This window comes from Microbacterium hanjuni, assembly GCF_043556395.1.
Lineage (GTDB): Bacteria > Actinomycetota > Actinomycetes > Actinomycetales > Microbacteriaceae > Microbacterium.
The window spans coordinates 771871-785600 of record NZ_JBIGIK010000001.1; the positions used below are offsets into that span (position 1 = coordinate 771871).

Annotated in this window: 13 protein-coding genes; 5 read left to right on the top strand and 8 right to left on the bottom strand. The window is 65.3% G+C overall.

What is annotated here, in order from left to right; translation table 11 throughout:
• Window positions 1-4: 4 nt before the first annotated feature.
• On the bottom strand, window positions 5-895 hold the full coding sequence (gene ku / locus ACFXP5_RS03995; protein ID WP_394543590.1) for a non-homologous end joining protein Ku: 891 nt from the start codon (window positions 893-895) through the stop codon (window positions 5-7).
• A gap of 363 nt (window positions 896-1258) precedes the next feature.
• Here ku and ACFXP5_RS04000 point away from each other — a divergent pair, with 363 nt between their 5' ends.
• Window positions 1259-3745, top strand: coding sequence for an ATP-dependent DNA ligase (locus tag ACFXP5_RS04000; protein ID WP_394543591.1), 2487 nt, complete (start codon window positions 1259-1261; stop codon window positions 3743-3745).
• Window positions 3746-3751: 6 nt separating this feature from the next.
• Here the strand turns inward: ACFXP5_RS04000 and ACFXP5_RS04005 are convergent, their stop codons facing one another.
• A complete protein-coding gene (locus ACFXP5_RS04005) occupies window positions 3752-4669 on the bottom strand; it encodes a cation diffusion facilitator family transporter (RefSeq protein WP_394543592.1) in 918 nt (305 codons plus the stop codon).
• A gap of 196 nt (window positions 4670-4865) precedes the next feature.
• On the opposite strand from ACFXP5_RS04005, the gene ACFXP5_RS04010 reads away from it, so the two are divergent.
• A complete protein-coding gene (locus tag ACFXP5_RS04010) occupies window positions 4866-5960 on the top strand; it encodes a tyrosine-type recombinase/integrase (protein WP_394543593.1) in 1095 nt (364 codons plus the stop codon).
• Between the two features lie 44 nt (window positions 5961-6004).
• On the opposite strand, the gene ACFXP5_RS04015 is transcribed toward ACFXP5_RS04010, so the two are convergent.
• The 6 genes from ACFXP5_RS04015 to ACFXP5_RS04040 all read right to left on the bottom strand — a co-directional run bounded on the left by ACFXP5_RS04015 (window position 6005) and on the right by ACFXP5_RS04040 (window position 10109).
• A complete protein-coding gene (locus tag ACFXP5_RS04015; RefSeq protein ID WP_394543594.1) occupies window positions 6005-6301 on the bottom strand; it encodes a WXG100 family type VII secretion target in 297 nt (98 codons plus the stop codon).
• Window positions 6286-6765: a hypothetical protein gene (locus tag ACFXP5_RS04020; RefSeq protein WP_394543595.1), complete on the bottom strand. Its 480-nt coding sequence runs from the start codon at window positions 6763-6765 to the stop codon at window positions 6286-6288. Before ACFXP5_RS04020 ends, ACFXP5_RS04015 begins: the two co-directional genes overlap by 16 nt.
• Window positions 6762-8024, bottom strand: coding sequence for a WXG100 family type VII secretion target (locus tag ACFXP5_RS04025; protein ID WP_394543596.1), 1263 nt, complete (start codon window positions 8022-8024; stop codon window positions 6762-6764). The genes ACFXP5_RS04020 and ACFXP5_RS04025 overlap by 4 nt, the downstream gene beginning before the upstream one ends.
• Window positions 8024-8302 (bottom strand): hypothetical protein, encoded by a 279-nt coding sequence (locus ACFXP5_RS04030; RefSeq protein ID WP_394543597.1) that lies wholly within the window; start codon window positions 8300-8302, stop codon window positions 8024-8026. The genes ACFXP5_RS04025 and ACFXP5_RS04030 overlap by 1 nt, the downstream gene beginning before the upstream one ends.
• A 174-nt stretch (window positions 8303-8476) precedes the next feature.
• On the bottom strand, window positions 8477-8797 hold the full coding sequence (locus ACFXP5_RS04035) for a hypothetical protein (RefSeq protein WP_394543598.1): 321 nt from the start codon (window positions 8795-8797) through the stop codon (window positions 8477-8479).
• A gap of 73 nt (window positions 8798-8870) precedes the next feature.
• Window positions 8871-10109 (bottom strand): tyrosine-type recombinase/integrase, encoded by a 1239-nt coding sequence (locus ACFXP5_RS04040; RefSeq protein ID WP_394543599.1) that lies wholly within the window; start codon window positions 10107-10109, stop codon window positions 8871-8873.
• A 297-nt stretch (window positions 10110-10406) separates the two neighbouring features.
• On the opposite strand from ACFXP5_RS04040, the gene ACFXP5_RS04045 reads away from it, so the two are divergent.
• From ACFXP5_RS04045 to ACFXP5_RS04055, 3 genes are all read left to right on the top strand, one after another.
• Window positions 10407-11150, top strand: a complete 744-nt coding sequence (locus ACFXP5_RS04045) for a DUF4145 domain-containing protein (RefSeq protein ID WP_394543600.1) — start codon at window positions 10407-10409, stop codon at window positions 11148-11150.
• A gap of 251 nt (window positions 11151-11401) precedes the next feature.
• Window positions 11402-12784, top strand: coding sequence for a hypothetical protein (locus ACFXP5_RS04050; RefSeq protein ID WP_394543601.1), 1383 nt, complete (start codon window positions 11402-11404; stop codon window positions 12782-12784).
• A gap of 167 nt (window positions 12785-12951) precedes the next feature.
• Window positions 12952-13602 carry a hypothetical protein gene (locus ACFXP5_RS04055; protein WP_394543602.1) on the top strand — a complete coding sequence of 217 codons (651 nt, stop codon included), beginning with the start codon at window positions 12952-12954 and terminating at the stop codon, window positions 13600-13602.
• Window positions 13603-13730: the final 128 nt, after the last annotated feature.

Here is a 13730-nt window from a genome sequence, read left to right on the forward strand (position 1 = left end):
GGCCTCAGGAGGCCTTCGCGGTCTTCTTCGCGGCCGGCTTCTTCGTAGCGGGCTTCTTCGCGGCCGGCTCCTTGGCGGGTTCGGTCTGAGCATCCGTCCCCTCGCGGGCCGCACGGCTGCGCTCGACGCTCGCACGCAGCGCCTCCATGAGGTCGATGACCTCGCCGCCCTCGGCCGCTTCCTCCTGCTCGCCGAAGGTGGCGGCGGTGTCGACGGCGTCGCCCTGCTCGAGCTTCGCCTCGATGAGCGTGCGCAGCTCGGCCTGGTAGTCGTCGGTGAACTCCTCCGGATCGAAGTCCTTCGAGAAGCTCTCGACGAGGGATGCTGACATCTCGAGCTCCTTCGCCGAGATCCGCACGCTCTCATCGAGAGCGGGGAACGCGGCCTCGCGCACCTCGTCGGCCCAGAGCAGGGTCTGCAGCACGAGCACCTCGCCGCGCACGCGCAGCGCCGCGAGTCGCGTCTTCTGGCGCAGCGAGAACCGCACGATCGCGATGCGGTCGCTCTGCTCGAGGGTCTTTCGCAGCAGCACGTAGGCCTTGGGTGAGGTCGAGTCGGGCTCGAGGTAGTAGGCACGGTCGAACGTCAGCGGGTCGACCTGCTCGGTCGGCACGAACTCGACGACGTCGATCTCGCGGCTCTTCTCCGACGGCAGGGAGTCGAAGTCGGCCTTGGTCAGCACGACCGTCTGCTCGCCGTCGTCGAAGGCCTTGTCGATATCGGGGAACGGCACGACCTCGCCGTCGATCTCGCAGATCCGCTGGTAACGGATGCGCCCGCCGTCCTTGTTGTGCACCTGATGCAACGAGACGTCGTGGTCTTCGGTCGCGGAGTACACCTTGACCGGAACGTTCACGAGCCCGAACGTCAGCGCGCCCTTCCATATCGCCCTCATAGACCCAGTGAACAGCAGCCACACCCGTCACGGCTATCCCCTTGCGCGCGCGGTGCCGTGTTCGTCCGGGCGGCTCGCCTCCCGCACGACTTCGGAACATCCCGTCCACGGACGCGCACAACTTCGGAACACCCCCACCACGGACGCGCACAACTTCGGAGGAACCCGTCGGTCTGCCGCATCCGAGCCGTCCCCGGCCGGCCCGCCGGGCAGAACCTCCGACGTTGTGCGGGGCGCGGGCGGGTGGTCGGGCAGAACCTCCGAAGTTGTGCGGGGCGCGGGCGGGCGGTCGGGCAGAACCTCCGAAGTTGTGCCCGGGCGCGGGACGGAGAGGGGCGGATGCTGGCGCACTACCGTGGTGACATGGCCGGAGGCGAGCAGACGGTGCGCATCGACGGCCGCCGCCTGCGCATCACCAACCTCGACAAGGTGCTCTACCCCGAGACGGGCACGACCAAGGGCGAGGTGATCGACTACTACAGCCGCATCGCGCCTGTGCTGATCCCGCACGTCACCGGGCGCCCGGTCACCCGCAAGCGATGGCCCGACGGCGTGGGCACCGAAAAGCACCCGGGCATGTCGTTCTTCGCGAAAGACCTCGAACCCGGCGCACCCTCGTGGATCCTCCGGCGTCCTATCGACCACTCCACGGGCGCGAAGGACTATCCCCTCGTCACCGAGCGCGCCACCCTCGTCTACCTCGCCCAGGTCGCCAGCCTCGAACTGCATGTGCCGCAGTGGCGCTTCACCGCCGATGGCGCGCGCGGTCCGGCCGACCGGCTCGTGCTCGATCTCGACCCCGGCCCGGGCATCGGCCTGGCCGAGTGCGCCGAGGTGGCGCGGTGGGCACGGGCGATCCTCAGCGACATGGGGATGGACGCCCTCCCCGTCACGAGCGGCAGCAAAGGCATCCACCTCTACGCGCCGCTCACGGGCGAGCAATCGAGCGAGGCCATCACCTTCTTCGCGAAGGAACTCGCCCGCGCGATCGAGGCCGATCACCCCGACCTCGTCGTGAGCCAGATGGCCAAGGCGGTGCGCCCGGGGCGCGTGTTCATCGACTGGAGCCAGAACAACGGCGCCAAGACCACGATCGCCCCCTACTCGCTGCGCGGTCGGCTGCTTCCCACCGTGGCCGCGCCCCGCACGTGGGAAGAGCTCGACGACCCCGACCTCCGCCACCTGCTGTTCGGGGAGGTGCTGGAGCGGGCGGCCACGATCGGCGATCCGCTCGACGCGCTCGGCTTCCACGCCGGCGCGCGCCACGCCGATTCCGGACCATTGAGCGAGTACATCGCGATGCGCTCCGCCGGGAAGACTCCCGAGCCGGTACCGCAGAACCCGCTGGGCGCGACAGCATCCGAGGGTCTCCCGCGCTTCGTCATCCAGGAGCATCACGCCTCCCGGCTGCACTGGGACCTCCGGCTCGAGCGCGACGGGGTGCTGGCGAGTTGGGCGGTGCCCAAGGGCATCCCCTCCTCGAGCGGGCGCAACACCCTCGCGGTGCAGACCGAGGACCATCCGATGCAGTACGCGGAGTTCTCGGGCACGATCCCCACCGGCGAGTACGGCGCCGGCACCATGACCATCTGGGACGAGGGCCGCTACGAGCTGGAGAAGTGGCGTGACGACGAGATCATCTTCACCCTCGACGGTCGCCCCGGCGGCGCGCTCGGGCGCGTGCGGCTCGTGCTCATCCGCACCGACGGTTCGGGGCCGAAGTCGACCTGGCTGCTGCATCGGATGAAGACGGATGCTGCCGGCCGCCCCCAGCGCGAGGGTCAGCCCGTCGTGCCGCTCGACGAGGTCACGCCCGACCGGGACGTGCCCGACGAAGACGGCGCGGACCACTCCGCGCCACCCCCGACGGCGTCGGAGCTCGCGCCGATGCTCGCCACCTCCGCGACCCCCGGCATGGCCGCCGAAGCCGCCCGTCGCTGGCAGATCGACGGGCACCCGTGGGTGGAGATGAAGTGGGACGGAGTGCGCGCGATCGGCATCTGGGACGGTTCGCGGATGCTGCTGCGCGCCCGCAGTGGCAACGACATCACGGCGAAGTACCCCGAGCTGTCGGGCGTCGACCTCCGCCTCGGCCCGGAGCCGGCCGTCGTGGACGGCGAGATCGTCGCGCTCGATGAGACCGGCCGGCCGAGCTTCCCGCTGCTGCAGGCCCGCATGAACCTCGCCAAGCCGCGCGAGATCGCCCGCGAGGCGCCGCGTACCCCGGTGAAGCTCTACCTCTTCGACGTGCTCGCGCACGCCGTCCGCGATCTGGGCGACCTGCCGCTCGACGAACGCCGCAGCATCCTCGAGTCCTTGGTCGCCGAGGTCCCCCCGGTCGTGGTGCTGCCGCCGGTCTTCGACGACCTGGACGCCGCGCTCGACACCTCGGCGCGCTTCGGCCTCGAGGGCGTGATGGTGAAGGATCCGCGATCGCGCTACCGGCGCGGGGTGCGCTCCGACGAGTGGCTCAAGGTCAAACTCACCCACGTGCAGGAGGTCGTGATCGGCGGCATCCGCCCCGGCAAGGGCGGGCGGCGCGGCTCGATCGGCTCGCTGCTGGTGGGCGTTCCCGGCGCCGACGGGCTGGCGTACGCGGGCCGGGTGGGGTCGGGGTTCAGCGAATCCACCCTGCGCCATCTCGAGTCGGTGCTGACGCCGCTGCGCACCGACGAGGTGCCGTTCGTCGACGTTCCCCGAGCGGATGCCTCCGACGCCCTCTGGGTGCGCCCGCAGCTCGTCGGTGAGGTCGAGTTCGCGGAGTTCACTCCCGGCGGCATCCTGCGGCAGGCTCGGTGGCGGGGCCTCCGCCCCGACAAGAACCCCGCCGAGGTCGTGCGCGAGTCCTGAGTCAGCTCAGGCGTGACGCGCGTCGTCGTGCTCGACGTGCCCCGCGGGCTCGAGCTGGAACGTGGAGTGCTCGACGTCGAAGTGCTGCGCGAGACAGTTCTGCAGACGGGCGAGGATGCCGGCGGCCTCGCCGGTGTCGAGGTCGCCGTCCGCGACGACGACGTGCGCGCTCATCACCGGGGCGCCGCGGGTGAGTTGCCAGACGTGCACGTCATGCACGTCGACCACTCCGGGCGTGGAGAGGATGTGCTCGCGGATCTCTTGCACGTGGGTGCCGCTGGGGGCCCCCTCGCTGAGCACCGAGGCCACTTCGCGCAGCAGCCCGAACGCGCGCGGCACGATGAGGGCGGCAATGAGGAGGGACGCGACCGCGTCGGCCTGCACCCACCCGGTGGCGAGGATGACGATGGCCGCGACGATGACCGCGGCGGAGCCCAGTAGGTCTCCCAGCACCTCGAGGTAGGCGCCGCGCACGTTGATGCTCCGACGCTGGGCCGCACTCAGCAGCCACATGGCCACCGCGTTCGCGACGAGACCGACGGCGGCGACCCCGAGCATCAGCCCACCCGCGACCTCGGCCTGGGCGGGCTCCATCAGTCGGCGGACGCCCTCCACCGCGATGCCCGTGGCGAGCACGAGCAGGATGACGCCGTTGACGAGGGCGCCGAAGACCTCGGCGCGCTGGTAGCCGAATGTGCGGCGGTCGTTCGCCGGCCGGGCCGCGACCGCGCCCGCGATGAGAGCGATGACGAGGGCTGCAGCATCCGTGAACATGTGCACGGCGTCGGCCAGCAGCGCGAGCGACCCGGAAAGGATCGCTCCGACGATCTGCACGAGCATGACGACGCTCGTGATGCCGAGCGAGAGCGCGAGCAGCCGACGGTTGCTCGCGCCGCGAATCCCTCCGCCGGCGTGATCATGCATGATGCCAGGCTACGACTGCCTACGCCTCAGCGGGCGTGATCGCTCCAGTCGGGAACGATCACGATTCTCACTACTCCAGTCGGGAGTAGGGCACGCAGTCGCTTGTGGCCAGCCGTGTCCAAAGTTGCTCCACTTCCAGAGGGTTTATGACCCGTCCTCCTGCCGCGTATCACGACCAACAGGACGGGGAATCAAAGTGGAGAAAGCAGTTCGCCTCGCCAGCGGGAACTGGCGTCAGCGCGTCACCGACCCACATACGGGCAAGCGTCACAGCGTCACAGCACCGGGACCGACAGACCGGAAGGTTAAGAAGGCAGCGGCACTGAAGCTGGCAGAGCTGGTCGCAGAGCAGGGCATGAAGAAGAAGAAGAAGAAGGAGATCGAGGCCACCCGCACCCGGTTCGATCTCTTCGCTGAGGCCCACCTGGCTACACGACGACCGGGAGAGCCGGGCGGCTACAAGATCTCCTCTTATCGGAAGCGCCTGGGCCACGTGGCGACGCTCAACAGCACCTTCGGGGACCAGTTCATCGAGGAGATCACCCCGAACCAGATCCGCGATTGGTGGAACGCGCACAGCTCGACCCCGGCGCAACGGCACACCCTCTACTGGTGGATGCACCAAGTCTTTGAGGTAGCCCTGGACGACGAGCTGATCCAGCGCAATCCCTGCCGCATCAGAAACGCCAGCGACAACGGGGCGAAGGACCGCCCGACCTTCGAGGACGACGACGTCGAGAAGATTCACGCCGCCGCCGAGTCGCAGCAGATGAAGGCCATGATCGCCGTCCTTCGAGGGACCGCACTCCGGATCGGTGAGCTGGTGGCACTTGACTGGGAAGACCTCGATCTCCTGGAATCCAAGATCCCGGTAACCAAGCACTGGACGCCGTTCGGCATCCTGCCGGGGACGAAGACCGGCGAGAAGCACACCCGTACCATCGCGATGCCCAGGTGGGTCCAGGACGCCCTGGAGAGCCTCCTGGAGGGTACGGACGGTGAGGGGCCGATCTTCCGTCACAGCCGCAATGGTCGCCTGTCGGTGGATGGCGCTGAAAGGCGATTCGAGGTCATCCGCGAGAAGGCCGGACTCCCCGAGATGCACCTTCACGATCTCCGACACACGGCGTTGACGGCGTACGCCCGCCAGCCGGAGGTGACCCTCAAAGACTTGATGGAGTTCGGGGGTCACCTGTCTGTGGCTGTGGCCATGCGGTACCAGCACGCATCCAAGGAGCGCGCCGAGAAGCACGCCGCCACCTCCATGGTCCCGTTCTGGGTGAAGGCATGACCTCAGCCAAGAGCCTCCATGACGACGACCTGAGCCTCAACCAACTAGGACCAGATTGTCAGTGCGCTGGCCTCGACTTGTCTCAGGGTCGATCCCGCGATGGCAGCGCCTTCGTCTGCTTCCCGCAGGAGGTGATGCATGGCCTTCAGTGCGGCTGACCACTCGACTTGCGCTGAGTCATATGCCTCGTGCGCTGCGCCGTCCCATCCGCCGCGCAGTTTCTCGACCGCGTCATCCAGTGCGTCGAGTTCCGTCCCCAGAGCGTCAGTCGCGGCGTGCAGGCTGGAGAGGAGCTGCTCGTGCCGACCACTGTCGAACGAAAGCGTCACGGCTTCGGCCAAGTGAGGTCGAATTCTCGCAAGACGTACTTGCCTGGGACCGTTTGAGTCTCGAAGTAGCGAAGGAGAATTTCTCCGGCTTCGTCGGCCTGAAAGACCTCGTCGGGATACACCCACACGGAGTGCGCGCCGCCTTGAAACGCGATCTCGACGGTTGGTGCACCACGACGTGAACCACCGTGCCCCAGGGTGTAGAGCCTCTCAACGCCGTCGTCGTCCACTCGACGCCATTCGATGGACATTGCCTCAGCAGTACCGGCGGCTTGCAAGAAAGTCGAGGGCATCGTCTCGGGGGTCACATCAAACAGGTGCTGCCCAGGGGCGAGACGCCACACGCTCAGCGTGGATCTCCCTGGCTGGCCGAGGAGAGTCGGAAGTCGGAAGGCGAGCGACTTCAAACGCGGCGACCCCGGAAGCATCGTGGTGCGGCCAGCCGCATCGAACTCGTACACGAACTCGCCGCTCATGGCACTTCCCTCAGGATCACTTCAACGATGCGGATCTTCTCACCGTTCACCGTCGCGGTGGCGGGAGTCCCGCCGTTAACAATGTCATCGAAGGTTCGCTGATTCTGATCTTTCACCGCCGAGCCGCTCTTCACCTCGACCGCCGTGTAGGTCCCATCTTCGTTCTTGATGAGTCCGTCGAAGTAGCGCCCGTTCGGGTTGCCTCCTTCGACGCGCGCAATAACCTTGTCGCGTATCACGGTCACTCCTTCCTCGGTCTCGATTTGCTTGATGCCCTGCGCCTCCTTATCGACCCAGGGCTTCGAATTCTGGGCGGGCGCGAAATGGCCAAGGTCGTCCCGCCCGTCGCCTCGATCAACGCCTCGCTGCTGCATGACTTCCACGCGGCTATCGAACGCCCCGTGGAGTCCCGCGGCGACGAGGCCTCCGCCTGCGAGAGCTGCCCCCGCACCCACCACGCCGATCCCGGACGCGGCCAGCGGTATCCCTGGTGCTGCCCCAGCTCCGGTCAGGGTCAATCCGCCGCCACCGACGGTCATGCCGCTGCCGCCCAGCATCATCCCTCCACCCGCGAGGATGGCGAGCAGGGTCTCGGGATGCTGAATGAGAGCGTTACCGAGGGATGCCGTGGCGTTCACGAGTAAGGCGAGTGAGTTGTACGCCTGGGTGATTTGAATCTCGACCAGCATCCCTGCGACGGTTCCTGCAACCAGCCACGGATCAGGTGGCGGGGGCGCGATGTCTCCAGCCGCCCTCACTGCGTCCGTGGCGGCAGCGCCAGCCGTCGCAACTTCTTCCCGTGCGTAAGCGAGAAGGGCTTGCGCCTCAACCCGTAGGCCAGCTCCCGCATCCACCACGGGGGGAATGATGTCGGTAGGTTTCGCGAGGCGCTCCTGCATTTTCGCGAGATTCAGCGAATCGAGGGTCTGCGCCTGCGCGCTCTGCCACATCGAGATCGCATCGCCTGCCTTCTGCTGCGCCCATCCCAGCGTTTGCGCGTACGCGTCTGCCGCGTCCGCTCCTGAGCGCAGCGTGCCAGCCAGCTCGTCCCATGCCGTGGCGGCAGCGTCTCGTCGTCCAGCGAACGCAGTTGCTGCGTCGCCCGTCCACCCCTCAGGGGACGCGATACCACGAATGCCCTCCGCGGTCGCCGTCGCCGTGTCGGCTCCACCGCGCCATGTCGTCGCGGACGAGTAAACGTGCGATGGAGATCCGGGTACCAGGGCAACGGGGTCGGTCGTCTGGCCAAGTTCGGCCATCAATCAGCCTCAGTCACTTGCGGAACTGACTCGCGGTCGGCTCGCTCGTAGAGGTCTGCTGTGGACCGAAGCCGCGAGACGATCTCGTCCAACTCTTCGGTACGAGCTGCCCACGTCTCGTTCATCTTTGCCGTCAGTGCGGATGTCGCCTGTGCCAGCGCCGCGTTACCCCAATCCCCGCCCTCTGGGTCGTCGGCCTTCGTTGCACCGTCGCGGACGCCCTGCATCTTGTCCGCTGTACTTCGCAAGGTCTCCGCATCGACTGAGTATGCGACCATTGCAGCCCCCCGCTAGTCGTTATTCCCGTCCGAACGGCAACGATACGAGGCCGAAATGGTCGTGTCTGTCCTCCCTTCGGCGGACAACGCGTCACAACAGGCTGCATTGCAGTTCGTTTGTCACGGGAACAGTCGGGGGTCAGTACCGTACGGACACAGCTACCCCGATCCTTACTAGCGGGGTTTGCCTGTTCGCGGGTCGAGCCCAGCGGCCCACCTTTCGCGCTGCATGTCCGGGGTGATGGCACTGCCGTACCCGTCGCGGATCGGAGCGTCCAGGTTCGGGGTCTCGATCTGCTCCCGGCACCACGCCTCAGCCTCGACATAGGTCTCAACCCAGGCGAGCGGGCATCTGTGGTCCCTCTCCAGGGCGTGCTGATCAATCCGGTAGAGCATGTGCGTCTCGCCCGTCTCGCGGTGGACAGCAGCGCTGTAGACGACGAGGTACCGCGGCTGAAAGGTCTCCCCCAGCACCAACCATGAGCGGGTCGCCACCTGAATCACTCGCACCTCGACCGGTCCCTCTCTCCGGCCAGGTGGACAGCTTAGGTCCAGGGTCTGACGTGCACTAGAGAGGTTCGGGTATCGCTAAAGAGCGCAGTTTGCTGATGAGCGCCCGCGTCTCCTTCACTACGGCCTCGGCGTCAGCATCGCTGATCTTGTCGAACCATCCGTGCGCTGCGTCATTGCGCTGAATGCCGACGCCCGTCAACGTGTTTAGCTCCTCATTCGAGATCACCCCACGCTCTCGCAGTTTGCTCACGTAGATCCCGATGCCCGGCTCTCTCACCGTGATTGCGATCTCCAGCGCCTCGCAGGTCTCGCGGAGCACGCGCTCCAGCGCCGCGCCTGCCACCATCACCACCGTGGCCGGATGCTGTGAGCGGTCAGCGAGGAGGGTGCGTGCCTGCAACAACATTTGCTCATCCTCTGAGGTACGAACGGAGAGCATGCGCCCCAGCCTCATCGATGCGTGCTCCTCGGGAGGTATGTCCACATTGCGCAGAAGGGCCATCTTCGATGACGGCGTGCCGCGGGATGCCGAGCGCATCACGCTCAAGTAGCTGAATCGATACTCCAGCGCGAGTGACAACAGCGAGCTAGTCAGGCTGGACGACGTTAGGCGGGTCTTGATGCCCGCGCGCTCCGTCACACGGTTCACGAGCTTGTTGAAGAAGGTTAGAGAGGCTTCTTTCGCCGTGCTCCGGTGTGGCTTTACGAGCATCCCGGTACGTCTGCCCTTGAGGTAATTCTCGATCTCCGTCACCAGCACCTCGGGCAATGCCACGTAGCCAAGGTGCTGAGGGCCGGAACGCTTGCCGACAGACAAGACCGTTACCCCGGCGCGCTGGTGTACATCTGCGGCGCGGGCCGTGCGCACCTCATTGCGCGTTAGCCCACACAGCGCCAGGAGTCCGACCACGACTCGCTCAATGCCCTCGCTGACGTCCCAGACTCTAGCTAGCTCCTCGAACGAGAGGACGTCTCTATCGGGCGACACCGCCTCTACGATCTTCATCGCGGCGACGGGATTGAAGCTGAGACGGCCTACGCGCATCAGGTACGCGTAAGCGGTCCGCAAGACCTTCAGGCGGGTCGTAACCGTGGCCTCTTTCAGCCTGCTCCGCAAAGCCCCTTGATAGTTGGCGATGTCCGCCTCGGTCGCTGTCTCGGGATCGACGCCCGACGCCTCGCACCAGTCGATGAATGTTCGGAGCGCCGTTCCGTACGTCTCGATTGTGGTCTCGCCATAGATGCGATGGTGGAGGAACTGTTTCGACAGCGCCTCCCATTCACCCCGGTTCATCCGGTCAGGGTATCGACGGTCCTATCCCAGGCGTGCCGCGCCGCACTGTGCGCATGCCCAATAAGGCCGTTCCGGGGTGCCCGCGACCTCCATTTCCACGCTGCACGTGCGGCAAAGCGGACGGTCCAGCGGGTCAGGGTCACCCGGAGCCGCGTCGGGCACGTTGGTGTCGAGCGGGGGTAAGAACATGCGGCGACTCTAGCCCCATCCGGAACGGCCGAGACCGCTCTCCACACGTCGAGGAAACACGAGCCCGCGGGCCGATGTCTAGCCGCACCGCACCGCTATGGTCATGGTGTGAGCGACGGATCAACACCCGACAGCCGCGTGCCGGTTCAGGGGAACGACGGGTTTGATTGCCCGCGATGCGGAGCCTTCGCGAACCAGTGGTGGGCTAGTCTCTATGGGCCGATGGAAGAAGGCCGTGGTCTCGTGCCGTTCTCCGACTCGGAGTTCGCAGACGGGAGATGGACCGCTGCGACGTGTGCGCGCTGCGGTGAAGCTTCGGTGTGGCGCGGGGACCGGATGGTCTTCCCCGCCTCGGGGGCTGCGCCGATTCCACATCCGAGCATGCCGCCTGAGGCTAAGGCTCTGTACGAGGAAGCGCGAGAGGTCGTCGGAATCTCGCGGAGAGCGGGGGCGGCGCTTGCGCGTGCTGCTCTCGAACGGGTTCTTCGCACGCTCGATCCCGATGCAGGAAACGTGAGTCTCGCTCTTCGGATCGAGCGCATCATCCCTGAGGTACCGGACCCCGTGGGTCAGATGTTGACCATTGTTCGTATCGCTGGAAACGCTTCCCTGCACGTCGGCGACGACGAGCCCGACGACGTGCTCGTCTTGGTCTTGGACCCAGGCGAGACCGAGATAGTGGAGCTGATCTTCGAGGCGATCAACGATCTTGTGGAAGCCAAGATTGCGAAACCGAATAAGGTCGCGAATCTCTACAGCAAGATCCCGGAGTCCCTGCGCGAGAAGGTTGACAAGGTCTTTCAGGCTAAGGGTGAGGGCGCGCCGCGACCGTCTGATGGTCAGCCGGGCTAGGCGCGACCACACCCCGATCACAGATTCGAGAGCACCTCGGCATCAGGCGCTGGGCCTGTCACGCGCAAGCCCTGAACGTAGGAGCGCACCTTCACGCTCTACTGACGGCGGTGCTGCTGAACGGCGCTTCGGCTTCAGTTGCGCCATGATGTGAGCAACGACCGCAGTAGACCGGGGGGCTGAACGTGCGGGTATCAGAGCACTACAACCTTGGGGCGACGCAGCCGTCACTTGAGTTCGTAGACGTTGATGTGACGGGCGACACCAAAGTGTTCGTAGACCCTCACGCGTTTACGACGATGGAGAGCGATTGGGCGCGTGAATGCGTCAGCCTGCTTCAAGACTTCTACGGCGAAGTGCTGGCTGCGGTTAGAGCCAGTGACCGCCAGCGAGGGATGTATCTCCTCGGACGCCTTGGCGAATCGAACGAAGCGCACCTTGGCCTGTCGAGCGCGCAAGCTCGCGGCAGCGGTGTGGCGACTGGACTCGCAACCGACATCTACGACGCTCTCGGTCTGAGCACGGCCGTTATCTCGGGAATCCTGAGCGAGGTACAGGAGACGGTGCTGTTCGTGGAAGGCATCGGCCACGATCGCGTTTCGGACATGACCATCAACATCATTCGCCGACAGTTGATTCGGTTCACGCAGGATGTCTGCAACTTCTACGGCATTCCGATGGTGCAGCAACTCGACTCAGGCTGGATGTGGGACCGCCACACTCAGACATGGGTGACGGAGCACGTGGAACTTCCAATGCCGAACGGCAAGCTACTGCTGGTTCCGCTCGCTGTTGCGCGAAAAACACCAACGTTTGACCCCGGCGACTACCTCTCACACTTCGTACTGCCGTACCTCCAAGAGGTTGAGCTCGACAGCGCTCACTCGACCTTGGTACGCCGCCGAACGTCCAGGCGGCATCGCGGCGAGAAGTACGTCACCAAGAAGTCCATTCTGGAACGAGACCCCAAGCCGCGTAAGCACTGGAACAACGAGGCGACAGACCAAAAGCCGGAGCTACTGGAGGATTATCGCCAGGCGAAAGCCGGAGTGACCGAACCTCCAGGACATGATGATGTTGCCTCGGCCATTGGTACTCCGCCGCCCGACTGGGACGCGCTTCTCGCTGCTGTGCTCGCCGTGCCTCCCGGAAGAGAGTACGCCGACGATTACCACCGCGCGGTTCAGCACCTGCTCAACGCCCTCTTCTACCCCTGGCTGGACATGCCCAAGCGCGAGTCGAAAATCCACGGTGGTCGCAAACGAATCGACATCGTGTACGTGAACCTAGCGCAACACGGGTTCTTCCAGTGGCTGCACACGGCTGGTGGTGTGCCAGCAGGCCAAGTCGTCATCGAATGCAAGAACTACAGCAAGGCGTTGAAGAACGAGGAGTTCGACCAGCTAACCGGCCGCTTCTCGCCCTTCAGGGGGCAATTCGGTTTCCTCTGCTATCGGGGAGATGCTGACGACAAAGCGACGGTAATTGCGAGATGCCGAGACGCCGCGCTCGACCACAGAGGCTTCGTCATCGCGCTTGACGACCACGACCTCGTGACGCTTGTAGAAGCTCGCAAAGCCGAGGGGCCTCAGTTGTTCGAATACCTTCTCGACAGGTTCCAGGAGTTGATTTGAGCGACGCTAGAAATTGGCAGCGCCTTTCTGTTCGAGACGGGCGGCGAGCCGCTCCTTCGTTGACGGAAGCGTTCAGCCCCGCTGCGACGCGGGCGCTCGTGTATTGGTTGGAGGGACAGTTCGGCTACCGCAGTGCAGGGAGACGGACTGACTTCAAGGACCTGATGATGTCTGTCGCGTTGGTGTGCGACATACGGATCAACCCATCCCTGAACGTCATGCAACAGATTCTTGAAGCTGTGGGCCGGGATGACGAACTCATGCTGGATGTCCTCGACGCAACTCTCCTGCGGAGGGTGCTGAACGAAGGTTGGAAGCTTCAGGAAGCGCTGCGCGACGCGTACTCCGCCTGGACAGTTCGTGACGACGGGCGCGGCCTGGTTCGGCGCGTGGACCCGACCGCTGATGCCGCTTATCGGAATGCCATCAGCCCAGGCGACGAGGCGAGCCTTGAGCTTTCTGAGGCATGGTCAGCGATGTTCGGCAAAGCGCCAAACTACTCAGACGCCTGGGACCACGCCATCAAAGCTATGGAGACGGTACTGGTGCCCGTCGTTGCGCCCAACAACCCTCGCGCGACACTTGGTACGGTGACCACAGAATTGGAGAAGGGTGTCAAATTCGTCGCCTTCGTTCTCGGTCCCGTCGAGACTTTGGGAGCTATGACGCGTCTGGCGTGGCCGAATCCCGACCGGCACGGCGGCGCGCAGAGTCGTCCCCCGGAGGAAGCAGAAACGAGCGCAGTGGTCCACCTCGCGGTGACTGTCGTTCAATGGATGCGCAACGGCGTGATTGAGCGAGTCATCGCCAGCGACTGAAGCGGGGACACAGAAGCATCTCGGCTCCGTCGCGGACGCCTTGCACATTGTCAGCCGCAATTCGCAATTCCGCATCGATCTGTTCGCGGTACCACGCCTCAGCCTCGGCGTAGGTCTCCAGCCACGCG

What these genes read in the sequence shown, in the direction of transcription:
- ACFXP5_RS04020 (WP_394543595.1), bottom strand. Translation starts at nt 6,765, where the DNA reads ATGAGCGGCGAGTTCGTGTACGAGTTCGATGCGGCTGGCCGCACCACG.
- ku (WP_394543590.1), bottom strand. Translation starts at nt 895, where the DNA reads ATGAGGGCGATATGGAAGGGCGCGCTGACGTTCGGGCTCGTGAACGTT.
- ACFXP5_RS04055 (WP_394543602.1), top strand. Translation starts at nt 12,952, where the DNA reads ATGTCTGTCGCGTTGGTGTGCGACATACGGATCAACCCATCCCTGAAC.
- ACFXP5_RS04000 (WP_394543591.1), top strand. Translation starts at nt 1,259, where the DNA reads ATGGCCGGAGGCGAGCAGACGGTGCGCATCGACGGCCGCCGCCTGCGC.
- ACFXP5_RS04030 (WP_394543597.1), bottom strand. Translation starts at nt 8,302, where the DNA reads ATGGTCGCATACTCAGTCGATGCGGAGACCTTGCGAAGTACAGCGGAC.
- ACFXP5_RS04025 (WP_394543596.1), bottom strand. Translation starts at nt 8,024, where the DNA reads ATGGCCGAACTTGGCCAGACGACCGACCCCGTTGCCCTGGTACCCGGA.
- ACFXP5_RS04005 (WP_394543592.1), bottom strand. Translation starts at nt 4,669, where the DNA reads ATGCATGATCACGCCGGCGGAGGGATTCGCGGCGCGAGCAACCGTCGG.
- ACFXP5_RS04040 (WP_394543599.1), bottom strand. Translation starts at nt 10,109, where the DNA reads ATGAACCGGGGTGAATGGGAGGCGCTGTCGAAACAGTTCCTCCACCAT.